Origin of the sequence: Flavobacterium hiemivividum (genome assembly GCF_004349145.1) — a bacterium.
Taxonomy (GTDB): Bacteria; Bacteroidota; Bacteroidia; order Flavobacteriales; family Flavobacteriaceae; genus Flavobacterium; species Flavobacterium hiemivividum.
The window spans coordinates 161299-180134 of sequence record NZ_SMFO01000001.1 but is presented as its reverse complement, the minus strand read 5'-3'; the positions used below and the strand labels follow the sequence as shown (position 1 = coordinate 180134).

Here is an 18836-nt window from a genome sequence, read left to right as displayed (position 1 = left end):
TAGTTCAGTCTTTTTTTACTTTCGAATAAATAACTTAATATTTTGACCAGTCTACCCAAGTGTTTGCTTCATAACGCCAAGAATCGTCATAAGCTTCTGGAATTCGTTTTCCAGAAAAAACCAATAAAACGCTGTCTTTTTTATGTGCTTTTATGCAATTAGCATATCCTTCAGGCAAGCATATTATTTCGCTTTTTGCTTCTGATAGTTCAAAAATTTCAGGCTGCAAATCTTTTGATGGCTTGTCCCAATCGTCAATTTTTACAAAAGCTAAAGTAAAGGATCCTTTTACACATTGAAACCATTTTTTTTCAAATTGGTGCGCGTGCCAGCCTCTAATTATCGAAGGATCGGGATGATGAATAAAGTAATAACGTTCTATTTTACCAAATTTAAAATTGTTCATAGACGAAATCTGACCGCGATAATCATTGAAGATTTCCCCTTCAATTAATTCTATTTGACTCATAATCAATTTAAATGTTTTTATTAATCTAAATGGATTCAAGAACGAATTCGTAGACAATAAAAATTAGCCACAATAATACGATTTTGGAGAGAGATTTCAATACGGCACCTACCAGTTTGTAACTGTTTTTTATACGTTGCTCTTGACTCGTTGAATAATGATTTAGATAATAATTTGGTAGAATTTGGCAACAAGGAACCGTGAGAATAAGTCGAATCGTATAAAAAAAGGAACTCCATCACGAAGTTCCTTTTTTTATAAATAGATGTAGTTAAAATTACCCTTTCAAGCGACACGCTTTACCTTCTCCATCAACTACGACTTCAGTCATTCCAAGTGCAGATAGGTTTTTCATGGCTTTATCCCATTTTTTACCGCTCAATTCTGATTTTATTTTTAGTAAACCAAATTCCATTTGGTTCTCATTCGACTGTAATAAAGAAACAATTAATTTCTCGTCTTCTTCTAGTTGAACTTGTTTTTTCTCTGGTCTCATTTGAGGAAACAGCAACACTTCTTGAATAGAAGCATTATTAGTCAAATACATAATTAAACGATCCATTCCTATTCCCATACCAGATGTTGGGGGCATTCCGTATTCTAATGCTCTAAGGAAGTCTTCATCGATTATTCCTGTCGCTTCGTCATCTCCTTTTTCAGATAATCGCATTTGCTCTTCAAAACGTTCGCGTTGATCAATTGGGTCGTTAAGCTCAGAGTAAGCATTTGCTACTTCCTTACCACAAACCATTAATTCAAAACGCTCCGTTAAATCTGGATTGTCTCTGTGTTCTTTACACAAGGGTGACATCTCCTTCGGATAATCAGTAATGAATGTTGGCTGAATATAATTTCCTTCGCATTTAGCGCCAAAAATCTCATCAATCAATTTTCCTTTACCCATTGTTGCATCCACATCAATTCCCATGCCTCTTGCGGCATCAAAAAGCTCTGCTTCCGATTTTCCTGAAATATCAAAACCAGTAAAATGCTTGATAGAATCAGTCATCGTTACACGTGCATATGGAGCTTTAAAGTTGATTTTATGCTCTCCAAAAGTTGCTTCGCTCGTTCCATTAACGGCAATTGCGCAGTGCTCAAGAAGGTCTTCGGCAAATTCCATCATCCAGTTGTAGTCTTTGTAGGCTACATATATTTCCATAGCGGTAAATTCTGGGTTGTGCGTTCTGTCCATTCCTTCATTTCTGAAGTTTTTCGAAAACTCATAAACTCCTTCAAAACCACCAACAATCAATCTTTTTAAATACAACTCATTAGCAATACGCATATACAATGGCATGTCTAGTGAATTGTGGTGCGTGATAAACGGACGCGCTGCAGCACCACCAGGAATCGGTTGTAGAACAGGAGTTTCTACTTCAAGATATCCTCTATCATTAAAGAAAGAACGCATCGCGTTGAACATTTTTGTTCTCTTGATAAACGTTTCTTTCACATGCTCATTCACCGTTAAATCTACATAACGCATTCTATAACGCAATTCAGCGTCGTTAAAGGCATCGTGTACTTTTCCGTCCTCATCTACTTTTGGCAATGGCAACGGACGCAATGTTTTACTCAAAAAAGTAAATCCATCCACGCGAATGCATTGTGCTCCCACTTTCGTAGTAAATAATTCTCCTTCGATACCAATAAAATCACCTAAATCGGTTAATTTTTTAAATACCTGATTGTACAAAGTTTTATCATCACCTTCACATAAAACATCACGGTTGACGTACAATTGAATACGGCCGTCACTATCTTGCAATTCGGCAAAACAAGCTTTTCCTTGATCTCTCACACTCATCAAACGCCCGGCAACAATTACCTTCTTACCTTCTTCAAACTCCTGTTTTATCTGCTTCGAAGTATGATTTACTGGGAAAAGATTGGCAGGATAAGGATTGATTCCTAAGTTGCGTAAGGTTTGAAGTTTTTCTCTTCGGATGATTTCTTGTTCTGATAAGGCCATTTTGTGCTGTTTTTTAAGAGCGCAAAGATAGTCTTTATGTCTTAAAATTGCAAAATCATAAAGTCTTAAAATTGCATTCTTAATAGTTCTATTTTCAGGAGCACAAATTTGTGTTTTTTCAATTGTATTTTGTCCTGCTCTCCCCTTAATCTCCCAGTCCCAAAGCGTCGGGACTGGGAGGATATCGGCTCGATCAGGGCTATGCTAGACGGTTTTGATTTTAAAAACGTTTTCAAAAATGAAAAACGATAGATCATCGGAAATTAATTACATTTATAAAAAATTAAACCAAGCCGTAAGCTGTAAATATTGACTTAGAAAACAAAATGAAAAAATACTTTTACCTTTTAGTAGTGCTAATTATTGCAAGTAGTTGCCAAGTTAATGAGACCATTTATCTCAACGAGGACGGAAGCGGAACCATAGAAGTAGTCCAACTTCGTGACGAACACAGTTATATGCAATTAGTAGGTGGAAATTATTCCCGAGAAGAAAAATTTGTCGATACAACTTATGCTTTTAAGGATTATATCACAAAATATTCTGATAATTATTCTCGTCTTCCGGCATTTGAAAAAGCTATTTTTAATAAATTCAAGGACATAAAAGTTTATATCAAAAAAAGTTCTTACGAAAAAGAATTTCGCACCGTTATTTCGCAGAAATTCGGGACAATCGAAGCGGTTCCGGACTTATATAAAACAGAGAACTATGCTTCTGATTTGGCACACAACTACGCTTTATCTGCCGAGGAGCATTATTATGCAGTGAGTTATTCGTTTGACGGAACTATTTTCAGGAGAATAGTTTCGATTACTGATTCAGTACAACTGCAAAAAGAGCAGAGTAAAATTTCAGAAATAAAGAAGCAATTTTCTACAGCGAAAATCAGTCAATCCTATGTTTTGAACTACCATTTTCTGCGAAAAATAAAATCGGTTTCAAATCCCAATGCTAAAATAAGTGAAGATAGAAAAGCTTTAAAAATAGAATTTCTTTTAGGCGATTGCTTGCAAAACCCTGAAATTACAGCGCTAGAAGTAGTTTTGGAGTAAATATAGTTTTAGAATTATTCTTTAGTTATCCATTGTGATTTTATGTCTTCTTGGCCTAAAACAAGAATTAATACTACCTTTGCAGCTAACAAATAAGTGAACGAAAAGAGATTGCCTCGTTCCTAGCAATGACAAATGAATAAAACCATCCAACTTCAAGATTTAGGAAAGAAAGACTACAAAGAAACTTGGGAATACCAAGAAGAGTTATTCAAAGGAATTGTAGATCTTAAAATCAGGAATAGGCGAGAGGAGCTTACTTTAGAGACTCCAAATTATTTCTTGTTTGTGGAACATCCACATGTTTACACGTTGGGAAAAAGTGGTGATTTGACTAACTTACTGTTGTCAGAAAAACAATTGGAAGATAAAGGAGCTACTTTCTACAAGATCAATCGCGGTGGTGATATTACCTATCACGGTCCGGGGCAAATTGTAGGTTATCCTATTATTGACTTAGAAAACTTCTTTACTGATATTCATAAATACCTGCGTTTTCTTGAGGAATCTATTATTCTTACTTTACAAGAGTATGGAATCGAATGTTCTCGCAGCGAAGGTGAGACAGGAGTTTGGCTAGGAGTAGGGACTCCATTTGCTAGAAAAATTTGTGCGATGGGCGTTCGCGCTTCGCGTTGGGTTACCATGCATGGGTTTGCATTAAATGTAAATGCTGACTTGGGTTACTTTGATAATATCATTCCCTGTGGGATTCGCGGGAAAGCCGTAACTTCTTTACATGTAGAACTTGGTGTGGACAAAGTGGATGAAGAGGAAATTAAATCAAAAATAGTAAAACATTTTTCGACACTTTTTGAAAGTGAGTTGGTCAATTAATTTATGAAAAAAAGTAAAAGTATATCTAAGAGTTAGCTTAACTTTTTGAAAAAATAGATTGCGACGGCATGTCCGTTTCAATCTATTTTTTTTATGCCATATATTTTTTTCGAATTTAATAAAATTCGCACTTTTATCTATAATTTAGGGAGTGCATAATATTGGTTTGTTCGCAAGTAGCTAACATAAATATGTTGTTAAATTAACATAATAATAACCCTTATCGATGCGTAATCCCCGCCAAATAGAGGTTTGCTGCGAAAACTTTAATTTCATTAAATATCTTTTTTATTATAATAAAATTAGATAAGTTCTTTTTTTTAACAATTTGTGTGATTTTTTTGAATGCTAAAGTTAAACTTTGTTTTTTATGTTAGCGAGGTAGGATTTATTTGAGGTTTTATTGGGATTTTTGTGAACTAATTAATTCAAAAAGACAGATAATGAGATTAAAATTTAAATGGATTTATACGCTGATACTGGCGTTGTCAATTCAGTTTGCTTTTGCACAAGAGCAAACGATTAAAGGTGTTGTTTCGGATGCGATAGGATCAATTCCTGGAGTAAATGTAGTCGTAAAAGGGAGTGGTAAAAGTGCTCAAACTGACCTTGATGGTGGATACGCTATTCAGGCTAAAGCTGGTGACGTTTTAGTTTTCTCCTTTGTAGGTATGCAAGATTTCGTAGCTACTGTTGGTGCTTCGACTACAATTAATGTAGTGATGAAAGACTCAGCTAATGAGTTAAATGAAGTCGTTGTTACGGCATTGGGTATTAAAAGAGAGAAAAAATCTCTTAGTTATGCTGCTCAAGATTTAAAAGGTAGTGTTCTAAGTGAAGGAGGAACAAATAATGCTGTTTCTGCTTTGTCTGGGAATGTTGCAGGTTTGCAAGTAACATCTCCTTCTACAATGGGAGGTTCAACTAGAGTAGTTATTAGAGGAATTGGATCTGTAACAGGAGAAAATAGACCATTAATTGTAATTGATGGAATTCCTTTAGATAATGGAAATTACAACTCAAGCGCTACTCAAAGAGGTGCAGGAGGTAGAGATTATGGTGATGCATCAGCAGATATTAATCCTGACGATGTAGAATCTGTGACAGTATTAAAAGGTGGTCCAGCTGCGGCGCTTTATGGAAGTAGAGCTGGTAATGGAGCTATTTTATATACTACAAAATCTGGTAAAAATGGGGAAGGTAGATCGGAGATATCATTTAATAGTGGTATTACATTCGAATCTGTTTATATCATGCCAAAATTGCAAAGACAGTACGGTGGTGGAAGCGCATCGACTTTTGAGCAACAAGTTATAAACGGTCAAACATATAATATTGCTGATTATGCAACAGATGAAAGCTGGGGGCCTAAATATGATGCTAACTTAAAATATTTGCCATGGAATGCTTTTGACCCAGAGTTTTCTAATGACTATTTAAAAGAAAAGTCATGGCTTGCTTCTGAAAATGATGTTGATTCCTTTTTTAGAACAGGAGTTACAAGAAATAACTCTTTGTCTTTTACAAGATCTAATAAAGATTCAGGCGTGAGATTTTCTTATGCTAATCAAAAAACGGAAGGAATTGTTCCTAATTCAACTTTGACAAAAAACACGTTCTCGCTTAATGCTAATGCTCAGTTGAGCGATAAGCTTAAAGTGGAAGGTTCTGCAACTTACGTTCAAACAAGAGGTTTTAATAGACCAGAGGTAGGATACGGTGATAATGGTTTGGCTCAGAAATTCTTTCAATGGGGGCAAAGACAGTTGGATTTCAATGATCTAAAAGATTATAAATTGGCTAATGGTCAACAAAGATCTTGGAATAGAGTTGCTTGGGATGATGGAACTCCTAACTACTCTGATAACCCTTATTGGATTATTAATGAAAATACATCTTCTGATACAAGAAACAGAGTATATGGTAATGGAAAAATAACCTATAATATTACTCCGGATTTATATGCTGTTGGTAATGTTTATGGAGATACTTATTCATTTAATATCAATGAAAGAGTTGCTATAGGTTCTCAAGCAACTTCAAGTTTTTCTACAAATGCAAGAACATTGACTGATTTTAATTATGAAGGTCGTTTGCATTATGATAAAAAATTTAGTGATTTTAGCTTAAACGCTTTTGCTGGAGCAAATAGAAGAAGTTATAGCTTTTCAAGGGTAACTGGTCAGACTGTAGGTGGATTAGTACTTCCAAATATTTATAATTTATCTAATAGTTCTAGCCCTGCATTGGCTACAAATTTGGACGAAAGAACTAGAACGAATAGTATCTATGGTTTTGTTTCGTTAGGATATAAAGATATGTTGTTTTTAGAAGTTACAGATAGAAGTGACTGGTTTAGTACTGTTTACAAATCTGTAAATTATGCTTCTGCTACAGGAAGTTTTATCTTCTCAGAATTAACAGATCTTTCATGGTTGAATTATGGTAAAATTAGAGGAGGTTGGGCTCAAGCTGGAAACAGTACTTCAGCATACAGCTTAGCTAATTTTGCTGACACAAGTACTCCTTTTCAAGGTGCACCAAGATATAGTCAACCAGGTACTTCAAATAATCCTTTTATCGTTCCTGAATTAAAAACGACAAAAGAGGTAGGTTTAGAGTTAAGCTTGTTTAACAGAAGAGTTGGGATCGATGTAACTTACTATGATGCAACTACAACTGATTTGATAACTCCTGTTCAAGTTGATCCTGCTACAGGTTTTAACTTCACGTTAGTTAATGCAGGAAAAATGCAAAATAAAGGTATTGAGTCTACAGTAACGCTTAATCCTGTAAGAACAGAAGATTTTAGATGGGATATCACTTGGAATTTTGCTAAAAACAACAATAAATTAATTGAATTAATTGATGGTGTTAACGAATTAACAATTGGTACTGCTCCTTTTCAAGCTAGATTATTAGCTATCACAGGACAGCCTTATGGTCAAATTTTTGGTACTGACTTTACGTATGATGCCAATGGAAATAAAGTTGTTGATGCTGATGGATACTACGTTCCAAGTGCACAAAAATCATTAGGTACTATTACTCCTGAGTACAATATGGGGATAAGAAATACTTTCAAATACAAAGACTTTAATTTTGGTTTCTTAATTGATATGCAAAAAGGGGGTAGTTATTTTTCTACTTCACACATGTGGGGAACGTATTCAGGTATGTTAGAAGCTACAGCTGCTAACGGAATCAGAGAAAATGGTATTATTGTAGATGCAGTCTATGAAGACGGTACAAAAAACACTTCTACTCTAAGTGCTCAAGAATGGGCTCAAAGTCACTATGCTGGTGTTGATGCATTGAATGTTTTTGATGCAGGTTATGTTAAATTAAGAGAAGTTACTTTTGGATATAGCATGCCTAAAAAAGTGATTGGACCTTTGTTTTCTACTATTAGATTTTCACTTTTCGCAAGAAATTTATTTACTTGGGGAATAGATTGGAATGGAATGGATCCGGAGATGGCTTCTTATGGTAGTGGAAATACTCAAGGTCTTGAAGGTGGTTCATTGCCATCAACTAGAACATATGGGATGAATCTAGAATTTAAATTCTAAAAATAAAATAAGATGAAAAAAATATTCATATCGATAGTATCAATAGTAGCATTACTGGCAACAACCGTAAGCTGTACTGATCAATTAGACGAAATTAATGCTAATCCTAATCAGCCAGAAATTGTAGGAGTTCCGGCTTACGGAGTATTTAATGGTGCGGTTACTTTTTTAATGACGCAATCAAGAGGAAGTTTTTCTTCTGGAAGAATGGCCTTGCCTTGGGTTCAATATTCAGCACAACGAAACTATACTGAAGAAGATAGATTCCAGTTTAGAGAAGGTACAAACCAAAGTTTATACACGGACTATTATTTAGCAGCGGTGGATTTTAAAACCATTATTGATTTAAATACAAATCCAGCAACTAAAGCTTTGAATGCAGCTTATGGAAATAATGATAACCAGATCGCTGCTGCTAGAGTAATGTTAGCTTATACTTTTTTACAATTAGTAGATGTTTACGGAGATGTTCCTTACTATTCTTATGGTAATCAGGATGCTGACTTTCAAGGATTGCAGTTAGCTAAACATATCAAGCCTAAATTTGCTTCACAGCAAAAAATTTATGCAGATCTGTTGAAGGAGCTAAAAGAAGCTTCGGCTATGATAGTTACTGCTGAGCCAGTTTTCACAAATGGAGATAATCTTTTTAAAAGCGCTACAAAACTTAAAAAATTCGCAAGCTCTTTAAGACTGCGTATTGCTACCAGAGTTAAAGGTGTTGTGCCAGGTGCCGAAACTCATATCGCCGAAGCTATAGCTGCAGGTGTAATGACTTCGAATGACGATAATGTTGGACTTACTTACCAAAAAGACGATATTAATCCAAGTCCTTTTTACAGAGATTTTTATTTAGGTAACAGAACTGATTTTGCTATAACAAATACGTTTGTTGATTTGTTAAAAGGGAAGTTAGGAGTATTTGGAGTTGATCCAAGATTGCAAAAGTATGCCGCGCCTACAACTGCTTCAAAGACTGATGTAAAAACGTTTTCTTATACTGAAACTGACGATTTAACGAAGTATGTTGGTATGCCTTATGGAATTCCAAGTTCTTTAGCGGCGTCACAAAGACCAAACACTTCATTCTGGAGTTCAAATGTATTAAAACAAGATTACACTGAAATCTTAATGGAATACGCTGAAGTGGAGTTCCTATTGTCTGAGAATAATGGCTGGGATAATGCTAACTACCAAAAAGGGGTAAAAGCCTCTATGGAACGTTGGGCGGTTTCTGCTGCAAAAATTAATACTTATTTAGCTAATTTGGCGCCAGCAAGTCAAGCGAATGTTTTAAATCAAAAATATATTGCTCTTTTCATGCAGCCGTATGAGGCTTTTGCTGAATACAGAAGAACTGGTTTTCCTAACACGCTACTTCAGCCAGGAGGATCGTATGAGTTAAATGCTCCGCATCCAGAAACAGATGCCACTACTTATACTTTTGAAGCATTAAGAGGTTTAACTTCTATGCCTGCAAGATTTACATATCCAGTAAACTTACAACAGTTAAATGGTGAAAGTGTTAAGGCTGCTTCATTAAATATCGGAGGTGATAAATTAACTACTAAGTTGATTTGGGCTAAATAAAAATTTAACTTAGTTCAATCTATTCTAAGTAATAGAAGTTACTTTTTTAGAAAGAAAGAAAGAATTTAGTTTAAAAAGAGAGGATACTGAAAAGTATCCTCTCTTTTTTTATATCTAGAAAAGGCTTATTGATTTATTAGAAAGAATTAATCTGTTCCTTCAAAAGCTAAGGCCGTTTGTACGGGTAGTAATCTAAAACTCATTCGGTGGTACTTAGTCACACCGTATTTTCTTATTGCTTCTCGATGCTCTTTTGTTGGGTAACCTTTATTTTTTTTCCAGTTGTACATTGGGAATTCCTCATGTATCCTATTCATATATTCGTCGCGGTATGTTTTTGCTAATACTGATGCCGCAGCAATACTCATGAATTTAGAGTCTCCTTTTACAATACTACTACTTGGGATGGATGTCAAAATCTCAATTTCTGCTGGAGTAAAGATCTTTCCACTACTCTTTATAATTCCTTTTTTTCGAATAAACGGGCTGTTGCCATCTACAATAATATATTCGGGTTGTGGATCGAGTTTTAATACGCATTCCTGCATTGCTTTTATTGAGGCATTCAATATATTGATGTCGTCGATTTCTAAGGGCTCAAGGTGAGTCACTGCAAATGTGATGGCTTGCTGTTCTATTAAGGGTCGTAATTTTTCTCTGGCTTTCTCAGACAATTGCTTACTGTCATTTAATATTGTATTCTCAAAGTCGGCTGGAAGTATTACCGCAGCGGCCGTAACAGGACCTGCAAGACAACCCCGACCGGCCTCATCAGTGCCAGCTTCTAAAATGAATGAGGAAAAGAATAATTTTAACATTTTGAAAAATTTATTGCGAAATTAATGTTTGTACTTGATTAATGGTGATAATTTGGCATTTTTTTTATAAAATCCTAATTTTCTATAATAAAATATTTTTAATTACCAACATGCTTTTGTTAAATAAAAATGATGCTTTGTTAATATTATACTAATATGTTTGCGCCATTAACTAACTAATACAAAATTGTATATGAGATTAAAATTTAAATGGATTTATGCGCTGATATTGGTGCTATCTATGCAGGCTTCTTTTGCACAAGAGAAAACTGTTTCGGGTGTAGTTTCGGATGCTAGTGGTCCAATTCCAGGAGCAAACGTTATTGTTAAGGGAACTAATAGTGGAGTTCAAACAGATTTTGATGGAAAATATGTTATTAGAGCAAAGCAAGGTGATGTTTTAGTATTCTCTTTTATAGGGATGGATAATTCATCTATAACTGTTGGAGCTTCTAGTACTGTAAATGTCAAATTGGCTTCAGGGTCACAATCTCTTGAAGAAGTGGTGGTTGTAGGATATGGTACTCAAAGAAAAAGAGATGTTACGGGTTCGATTTCTCAGATTAAAGGGGATGCAATTGCGAATCTTGCAACTCCAAGTTTTGAGTCTCAATTAGCGGGTAGAGCTGCTGGTGTTCAAGTAACCACTAGTTCAGGAGTTTTAGGACAAGCTCCTAGAATCAGAATTAGAGGTATTGGCTCGATTACTTCAGGTAGTTATCCATTAGTTGTTGTTGATGGTGTTCCTATTTTTACAGGTGATGTTGGAGGATACGCTAACACAAATGCATTAGGGGATATCAACCCAGCGGATATTGAATCTACTGAGGTTTTGAAAGATGGTTCTGCAACTGCAATTTATGGTTCAAGAGCTGCTAATGGTGTAATTTTAATTACTACTAAAAAAGGAAAAGGCGGTAAATTTAGAGTGAACTACAATACGTACACGGGAATCGCACAGCCAATCGCTTATTTGGATTTATTGAAAACTAAAGATTTCATTACCATTCAAAATGAAAAAAGAACCAATAGAGGGGCTTCAATTTTAGCTGTGGGAACTGATTTTGATACGAACTGGCAAAAAGCAGTTCTTCGTCAGGCTGCCATTCAAACAGATCACAATTTATCGCTTTCTGGTTCGACAGATAAAACAAATTACTATTTTTCAACAGGTTATAATGCACAAGATGGACTTGCAAAATCTAACAGTCAAACTCGTTATAATGTAAGAGGTAATGTAGATCAAAAGGTAAAAAGCTGGTTGAACATTGGTGTTAACATGGCTTTGTCTAGAACTGAAAATGAGGGTTTAAACGATAATGCTGGAGGATTATCAGGTCTTATCTTTAATTCAATGCGTCAATTACCTAACACACCAATTTATGATAGTAATAACCCAACAGGTTATAATATAACTGGCTCAACGGTAGGGCAAGGACAAAATTTATCTGTTATTGCTAATAACTTACCTAACATTGTTTACGTATTAGATAATAATATCTACAAATCTAAAATTGATAGATCATTGGTAAGTTTATTTGCTGATTTTAAAATTACGCCAAGTTTAAGTTTTAAAACTCAAGGAAGTGTTGATGCGATTGGAACTGAAGGATTCAATTATTTAAATCCTATAAATGGTGACGGTGCTAGTATTGCTGGTGCGGTTAGAAATAATTTCACGAATTTAACCCGTTGGAATACTCAGAATGTATTGTCTTATAACAAAACATTTGGTGAATCGCATAACGTTAGTGCTGTAGCAATTTATGAAGTTCAAAAACAGAAAGTTAGTTCTTTCTTCGGAGGAGGTAATGGCTTGTCTGATATTTTTTTTAATAAAGGATTGATTACTGGATCTTATGCTACTCAACTTTCTGGAGGTAGTATCAGTGAAAATGGAATTATTTCTTATGCAGGAAGATTGAATTATAATTTTGCAGGAAAATATTTCCTTCAAGGGTCTATTCGTAAAGATGGACTTTCATCTTTGCCTACAGCTAATAAATGGGGAACTTTTCCGGGGGTTTCTGCTGGTTGGACAATAAGTAAAGAGTCTTTTATGAGCTCATTAGAAGATGTAGTATCTGATTTAAAATTAAGAGCTTCTTATGCCGAAGTTGGTAATACTAGTATTGGTAACTATCCATATTTAGGGTTGTATAACAATGCAAAATATGCAGAATACAATGGTATAGGCTACTCTCAAGCTGGTAATGACCAGTTAAAATGGGAAACATCTGTAAAATATGATTATGGAGTTGACTTATCTTTATGGGGAAATCGTGTTAAATTAACGTACGATTATTTTATCAATAATCAGAATGGTTTAATTTTACAAGTTCCTCAACCATTGTCGTTAGGTATTCCTGAGAATTATATCTCTCAAAACATTGGGTCCTTAAAAAATTCTGGTCATGAGTTTTCTATTGAAGCTTCGGTTGTTAAAAACCAAAATTTCGAATGGACAGTTAGTACTAACTTGTCTTTAGTGAAAAGTAAAGTTGATAAGTTAGTTAATGGACAGGATATTAATTTCGTAGATGCAAATAGTTATAACACAGGAAACAATTTATTGCGTGAGGGAGAATCTCCTTATGTAATATATGGTTTCAATTATTGGGGAGTAAATCCAGCTAATGGAAACCCGGTATTTACTAAAGGAGACGGTACATTAGTTCAAGGAAATATTAATACACAAGCATACCGTGTTTTTGATGAAGCAAATCCAACTGATGTTTCTAAAACTTCTTCTTTAGGTGCTGCTGACAAAAAAGTTTTAGGCAATATATTGCCAACTTATTTTGGCGCATTTAATTCTAATATGGTTTACAAAGACTTTGATTTAGGTTTTATGTTTCGTTTTAGTGGAGGAAACAAAATTAATAACTTGACAAGACGTGAACTATTATCTCAAGGTTTTAATAATAATGGTACCGAAATTTTAGGGAGATGGCAAAGTGTGGACAATCCAGGTGATGGATGGACTCCAAGATTAAGAGATGATAGAGAAACTACTATCAATATAAATCAAGCTTCTAGCCGTTTTGTTGAAAAAGGAGATTACATCAAATTAGATAATATAACATTGGGATATAATTTGCCTAAGTCAGTTTTAGATAAGGTTGGATTAGATAAGTTTAGACTTTTCGTACAAGGACAAAACTTGTTAATTATTACGGACTATAAAGGATTGGATCCTGAAATGGAAGTTTTAGGTAACGATTATAATGGGACTCCAAGATCTAGAATATTTAGTGTTGGTCTTAATGTAGGTTTCTAATTTTAAATAATTAAAAAATGAAAAATAAAAATAAATTTAAATCATTCTCGATTACTAAATTAGTAATTCCGTTTGCAATGGTGTCACTTTTATTTACTTCTTGTAGTGAAGAAAGTGTAATAGAGTTAGTTCCTTTTAACAGTATATCTGAAAATGTTGCGTTTCAAACTCCAGCATTAATCGATTTATCTGTTACAGGTATGTATAATGCTGCTGAATTGGGTAATTATAATGGAGCTGGAGCTAGGGGATATATATTTGGCTCAGCGTTTATTCAACAGGGTGATAACAGGGGTGAAGATGTGGTTAACTTAGCTGCATTTTATCAACTTACTTATACGGGTACTTATGATGCTACATCAGCCAATAATGTTTATTATTGGGCGGATGGTTATCGATTGATTAATAGAACTAACATTGTGATTGATGGCGTTACTAAGGCTGCAGCTGATGGTGTTATCTCTCAAGAATTGGCAAATGATTACATTGGTCAAGCTAAATTTTTTAGAGCTATAACACATAATGAATTGTTAATTCACTTTGCACGACCACTACAAGATAATAATGGTGCTAATTTAGGAGTTCCTTACAGAGAAATTCCTTATACAACTCCAGCAAATATCGAACTAGGTTTAGCTCAAGGTAGAAATTCAGTTGCTGATTGCTATACTAAAATCTTGCAAGATTTAGATGATGCAGAAGAATTGCTTTATTCTAAAACTAAAAGAGCTGGTGCAGCACAAATTGAAAGAATTTCTAAAGAAGCTGCTATTGCTTATAAAACTAGAGTTTATTTGAGCATGCGCAGATGGGACAAGGTAATTTCTGAAGGTGTTAAATTAGATGGTAAATATACTATGACCGCTAATCCTGATACTCCTTTTGCTAGTAATAATTCCAATTCTGAATCAATTTTTTCAATTGCAAATGGTGCTACAAATAATCCAGGTGTAAATGGTTCGTTACCAAGTATGTATCACCCTCCAATTCCAGCAGCGGCTAACGGTCGTGGTTTAATTGCTATTAGTCCAATTATCTGGAGAGATCCAACTTGGTTAAGTGATGACAAAAGAAGAGCAGAAGGCGTAATGGTGATTACAGGTAATAGTGCTTATTATCCAAATACAAAATTCACAAAAAAGTATAAAGACGCTGTCAATAAAACTGATGCTGCTCCAATAATTAGATATGCTGAAGTAGCACTGAATATGGCTGAAGCCTATGCTAGAACAAATGATGTTGTAAATGGTTTGGCTCGATTAAATTCGGTTAGAAACCGTTCATTAGCAAATCCTGGTACTCAGGCTTATACGGCAGCTACTTTTGCTACAAATATTGATATGTTGAGTGCTGTTTTGAAAGAAAGAAGAATAGAGTTTATTTGTGAAGGTCGCCGTTGGGCAGATATAAGTAGGTTACAAAGTGATCCTATTTTCCCAATTGCTGGTATTCCTGCGAAAATTGCTAATGCTGGTTTTGCTACGGCAGCTCCTGCTTTAGCAGCATATGCTTTGGGGAGTCCTTATGCGGGAGCGCTAGGGGTGGATGCTTTTACATATGATAACTTTAAGTTTATATGGCCTTTACCACAGTTGGAAGTAGACGCTAATCCGACTTTAAGGCCACAACAAAATCCTGGTTATTAATCAACAAAATCTAAACAATAATTACTGATTAAACAATCAGAATATTTTTTAAAAGCAGCTACAAGATTTATTTCTTGTAGCTGTTTTTTTTTTACTGTATATATTTTTTTTGTATTAAATTTTAAAGGTTTTTTCAAATTAGGTACCCGTATAAAAGTTCTTTTTTCGACAAACCTGTTAATTAAAGTAAAAATTTAACATTTTTGATACGGTCTAATATTTAGGGTTGATTATCGTTGAATTTGGGACTATTTGTCGGATGTTTCGTGTGTTTAAAGTATTGATAATTAAGTTATTGATTATTTTTTATTGGTTTTATACAGTTTCTTTATATGTTATTATTTGCTACATTGATGGACTCTATTAACACTATAAATACGTTTTGGCCATAATTTTTTGGCAAAACTTTATGACTTTGCTTTCTTTTTAAGGATTTATTCTACATATTTGTAAAATAACTAATTCAAATTAATTAATATGAGATTAAAATTCAAATGGATTTTTACGCTATTGATAGCGTTATCTATGCAGTTTTCTTTTGCTCAAGAGAAAACCGTTAGTGGAATTGTTTCAGATCAATCAGGACCAGTTCCTGGTGTGAACGTTGTAGTGAAGGGGACAAATAGGTCAGCCCAAACTGATTTTGATGGAAAATATGCGGTGAGAGCAAGTTCCGGAGAGGTTTTAATGTTTTCCTTTATTGGTATGAATGATGTGTCAGTTACAGTTGGCGCTTCAAGTTCTGTAAATGTAAAGTTGCAATCAACGGCTAAATCTTTAGAAGAAGTTGTTGTTGTTGCTTATGGTAAGCAAAAAGCTAAATCAATCGTGGGGTCGGTTGTTACTGTAGGTAAAGAAGTTTTAGAAAAGCAACAAGCAACGAGTGTATTAACTGCCTTACAAGGTAGTGTTGCTGGTGTTAATATCATTTCGGCAGGTGGACAACCAGGGGAGAACCCAGTGATCCGTATTCGTGGAACAGGTTCTATTAATGCTTCTTCTGAGCCATTAATTATTCTGGATGGTGCCCCTTTTAGCGGTAACCTTAATTCAATCAGCTCTGATCAAATTGAGTCAATGAGTGTATTGAAAGATGCGTCTTCAACTGCATTATATGGTTCTAGAGGTTCAAATGGTGTTATTGTTATCACAACAAAAAGAGGTAAATTAGGGACAGCTCCAAAAGTGACTTTTTCAACTTTAGTTGGTTTTGCTGGAAATGCTGTTAAACTTCATGACTTGGTTGGTTCTGATAAATATATGGAATACACTTGGGAAGGAATAAGAAATGCGAATCAGTATGTGGCTAATCAACCAGCAGCTACTGCAGGATTAAACGCGTCAAATTCGTTAGTATCTTCACTAGGCTACAATCCATACACGACAGCTGTGCCAGTTAATGCTGACGGTAAATTAGTTTCTTCAGAAAAAAAATGGGAAACAAATTGGGCTGACTTAATGTTGAATGATTCGGCTATTAGATCAGAGCACTCATTTGCTGTAAGTGGTGGTAGTGATAATACTTCTTATGCGTTTTCAACAAACTATTTGTCTCAAGAGGGAAATGTAGTTACATCGAATTTTGATCGTGTAACAACTCGTTTAAGTATTGATTCTAAAGTTAATGATTGGTTGACTGCCGGAATTACTTCGTTCTACTCTACATCTAGTCAAAATTTCCCAACTCAAAGTGGGAACAGTTTTCAAAGTGCTGTTCAATGGATTTATACTATACCGTCAATCTATCCTTTGTACCAAAGAAATGGAAATGGAGATTTAATTGTTGATGGTAACGGTAACAATATTTTTGATTATGGTGCAAATTCAGCACAACTTATAAACGGAAATCGTCCTCAATTGAATAATGAGAATGCATATGGTTCTTTATTCAATTACAAAATTAAAAACAAGAGAGATAATTTTACTGCAAATGCATATTTGCAAGTTACTCTAGCTAAGGATTTACTTTTCAAAACTAACTTAGCGTATGACAAGTATTTGTTTGATTCTTATAACTATGCAAGTAACGAAGTTGGGTATGCATCAAGCGTAGACGGTAGAGTTACGCAAAATAGAGATATTACAACTTCTACAAATTTAATTAACAGTTTGAGCTATACTAAATCATTTGGTGATCATAATTTTGGTGCTAATTTGATTCAAGAAGCTTATAAATTTGAGATTGACGCTCTAGGTGCACAAGGGGAAGGTTTTTTACCGGGTGTATATGTTCTAGATGGTAGTACAACTCCGTCTTCAGTTTCTGGATCGACTACTGAGGAAAGAATTTCAAGTTATTTAGGTCGTTTAAGTTATAACTACAAAGAGAAATATTTCCTTGAAGGTTCGTATCGTAAAGATGGTTCGTCTCGTTTTAACAGTGATGTTAGATGGGGAGATTTCTTCGCTGTGGCTGGTTCATGGTTGCTTTCTGAAGAGAATTTCTTAAAAGATAATAATGTTATTAACTTCTTGAAATTAAAAGGATCTTATGGGGAGTTAGGAAATAATAGATTGACATCTTACTTTCCTTATTTACAGTTGTTTTCTACTGGATGGAATGAGTTAGACAATACTGGAGTTGTATTAGGAGCAGCTGTTGACCCAAATATTACTTGGGAGAAAACAGCTTCTTCAAATGTTGGTTTAGAATTCGGATTATTTAACAATAGAATTTTTGGTACTGTAGATTATTACAGCAAAGAATCAGTTGATTTGATTTACAATAAGCCACTTCCTGGTTCTACCGGTAATACTGGTATTACAACGAATGTAGGATCTATTAAGAATTATGGTTGGGAATTCTCATTGAGTACGAGAAACGTTTCTACTGCTAACTTTTTATGGACTACTGGCTTGAATTTTTCTTTTGATAATAATGAAATTACTGAACTTACTCAAAAATCGTTTACTAACGGAAATAAAAGATGGGAAGTTGGTCGCTCATTATATGAATTCTATATGCAAGAATGGGCTGGAGTAGACCCTGCTACAGGTTATGGAATGTGGTACAAGGATGTTTTAGCTACAGACGGTACACCTACAGGTGAGCGTGTTACTACAAAAGCGTATGCTGAAGCTACTAGATATTATGTTGACAAATCATCTTTACCTGATGTAGTTGGTGGTTTTACTAACTTCTTCAAATATAAGAATCTTGATTTGAATGTTTTATTCAATTTTAGTTTTGGTGCTTATGTTTATGACAGTACTTATGCAAGTTTGATGGAAGGTTTCGAAAGTTCTGGAAGAGCAGCTCATCAAGATCTAGCAACTCGTTGGCAACAACCTGGGGACATTACAGATGTGCCATTATTCTTAGCTTCAAACAATGATTTTAACTCACAGTCTACAAGATTTTTGTTTAAAAATGATTATATTAGATTAAAAGCTTTAAATTTAGGGTACTCTTTACCACAGTCGCTTATCGAGAGAGCAAAGCTTTCAAAAATGAGATTGTTTTTACAAGCTGATAATTTATTGACATTCCAATCTCACAAAGGGATTGACCCTGAGCAAGACTTTGGTGGTGCAACAAACAGCAGATCGTATAACCAAAGAGTTGTTTCTTTCGGTGTTAATTTAGAATTTTAA

The 18836-nt window shown here is 34.6% G+C and carries 10 protein-coding genes; 7 read left to right on the top strand and 3 right to left on the bottom strand.

What is annotated here, in order from left to right; genetic code table 11:
* Positions 1-34: 34 nt before the first annotated feature.
* The gene (locus E0F98_RS00755) at positions 35-469 is read right to left on the bottom strand and encodes a WxcM-like domain-containing protein (protein ID WP_132108249.1); all 435 of its coding nucleotides are present in this window, start codon (positions 467-469) and stop codon (positions 35-37) included.
* 277 nt (positions 470-746) lie between these two features.
* Positions 747-2444, bottom strand: coding sequence for a lysine--tRNA ligase (gene lysS, locus E0F98_RS00750; RefSeq protein ID WP_132108247.1), 1698 nt, complete (start codon positions 2442-2444; stop codon positions 747-749).
* Between the two features lie 326 nt (positions 2445-2770).
* Between lysS and E0F98_RS00745 the strand changes: the two genes are divergently transcribed.
* The 4 genes from E0F98_RS00745 (at position 2771) to E0F98_RS00730 (ending at position 9498) form a co-directional block, all read left to right on the top strand.
* Positions 2771-3499, top strand: a complete 729-nt coding sequence (locus tag E0F98_RS00745) for a hypothetical protein (RefSeq protein WP_132108245.1) — start codon at positions 2771-2773, stop codon at positions 3497-3499.
* Positions 3500-3634: 135 nt separating this feature from the next.
* Positions 3635-4336, top strand: coding sequence for a lipoyl(octanoyl) transferase LipB (gene lipB / locus E0F98_RS00740; protein WP_132108243.1), 702 nt, complete (start codon positions 3635-3637; stop codon positions 4334-4336).
* Positions 4337-4779: 443 nt separating this feature from the next.
* Positions 4780-7908, top strand: coding sequence for a SusC/RagA family TonB-linked outer membrane protein (locus E0F98_RS00735; protein ID WP_132108241.1), 3129 nt, complete (start codon positions 4780-4782; stop codon positions 7906-7908).
* A 12-nt stretch (positions 7909-7920) separates the two neighbouring features.
* On the top strand, positions 7921-9498 hold the full coding sequence (locus E0F98_RS00730; RefSeq protein WP_132108239.1) for a SusD/RagB family nutrient-binding outer membrane lipoprotein: 1578 nt from the start codon (positions 7921-7923) through the stop codon (positions 9496-9498).
* A 146-nt stretch (positions 9499-9644) separates the two neighbouring features.
* Here the strand turns inward: E0F98_RS00730 and E0F98_RS00725 are convergent, their stop codons facing one another.
* Positions 9645-10316 (bottom strand): ribonuclease HII, encoded by a 672-nt coding sequence (locus E0F98_RS00725; RefSeq protein ID WP_132108237.1) that lies wholly within the window; start codon positions 10314-10316, stop codon positions 9645-9647.
* Between the two features lie 193 nt (positions 10317-10509).
* Between E0F98_RS00725 and E0F98_RS00720 the strand changes: the two genes are divergently transcribed.
* From E0F98_RS00720 to E0F98_RS00710, 3 genes are all read left to right on the top strand, one after another.
* Positions 10510-13596, top strand: a complete 3087-nt coding sequence (locus tag E0F98_RS00720) for a SusC/RagA family TonB-linked outer membrane protein (protein WP_132108235.1) — start codon at positions 10510-10512, stop codon at positions 13594-13596.
* Positions 13597-13613: 17 nt separating this feature from the next.
* A complete protein-coding gene (locus E0F98_RS00715) occupies positions 13614-15242 on the top strand; it encodes a RagB/SusD family nutrient uptake outer membrane protein (protein WP_132108233.1) in 1629 nt (542 codons plus the stop codon).
* 477 nt (positions 15243-15719) lie between these two features.
* Entirely contained in the window at positions 15720-18836 is a 3117-nt protein-coding gene (locus E0F98_RS00710; protein ID WP_132108231.1) for a SusC/RagA family TonB-linked outer membrane protein, read from the top strand.

Bases quoted from the DNA above. Each gene is read 5' to 3' on its own strand.
- lysS (WP_132108247.1), bottom strand. From the start codon at position 2,444: ATGGCCTTATCAGAACAAGAAATCATCCGAAGAGAAAAACTTCAAACC.
- E0F98_RS00710 (WP_132108231.1), top strand. From the start codon at position 15,720: ATGAGATTAAAATTCAAATGGATTTTTACGCTATTGATAGCGTTATCT.
- E0F98_RS00725 (WP_132108237.1), bottom strand. From the start codon at position 10,316: ATGTTAAAATTATTCTTTTCCTCATTCATTTTAGAAGCTGGCACTGAT.
- E0F98_RS00735 (WP_132108241.1), top strand. From the start codon at position 4,780: ATGAGATTAAAATTTAAATGGATTTATACGCTGATACTGGCGTTGTCA.
- E0F98_RS00715 (WP_132108233.1), top strand. From the start codon at position 13,614: ATGAAAAATAAAAATAAATTTAAATCATTCTCGATTACTAAATTAGTA.
- E0F98_RS00745 (WP_132108245.1), top strand. From the start codon at position 2,771: ATGAAAAAATACTTTTACCTTTTAGTAGTGCTAATTATTGCAAGTAGT.
- lipB (WP_132108243.1), top strand. From the start codon at position 3,635: ATGAATAAAACCATCCAACTTCAAGATTTAGGAAAGAAAGACTACAAA.
- E0F98_RS00755 (WP_132108249.1), bottom strand. From the start codon at position 469: ATGAGTCAAATAGAATTAATTGAAGGGGAAATCTTCAATGATTATCGC.
- E0F98_RS00720 (WP_132108235.1), top strand. From the start codon at position 10,510: ATGAGATTAAAATTTAAATGGATTTATGCGCTGATATTGGTGCTATCT.
- E0F98_RS00730 (WP_132108239.1), top strand. From the start codon at position 7,921: ATGAAAAAAATATTCATATCGATAGTATCAATAGTAGCATTACTGGCA.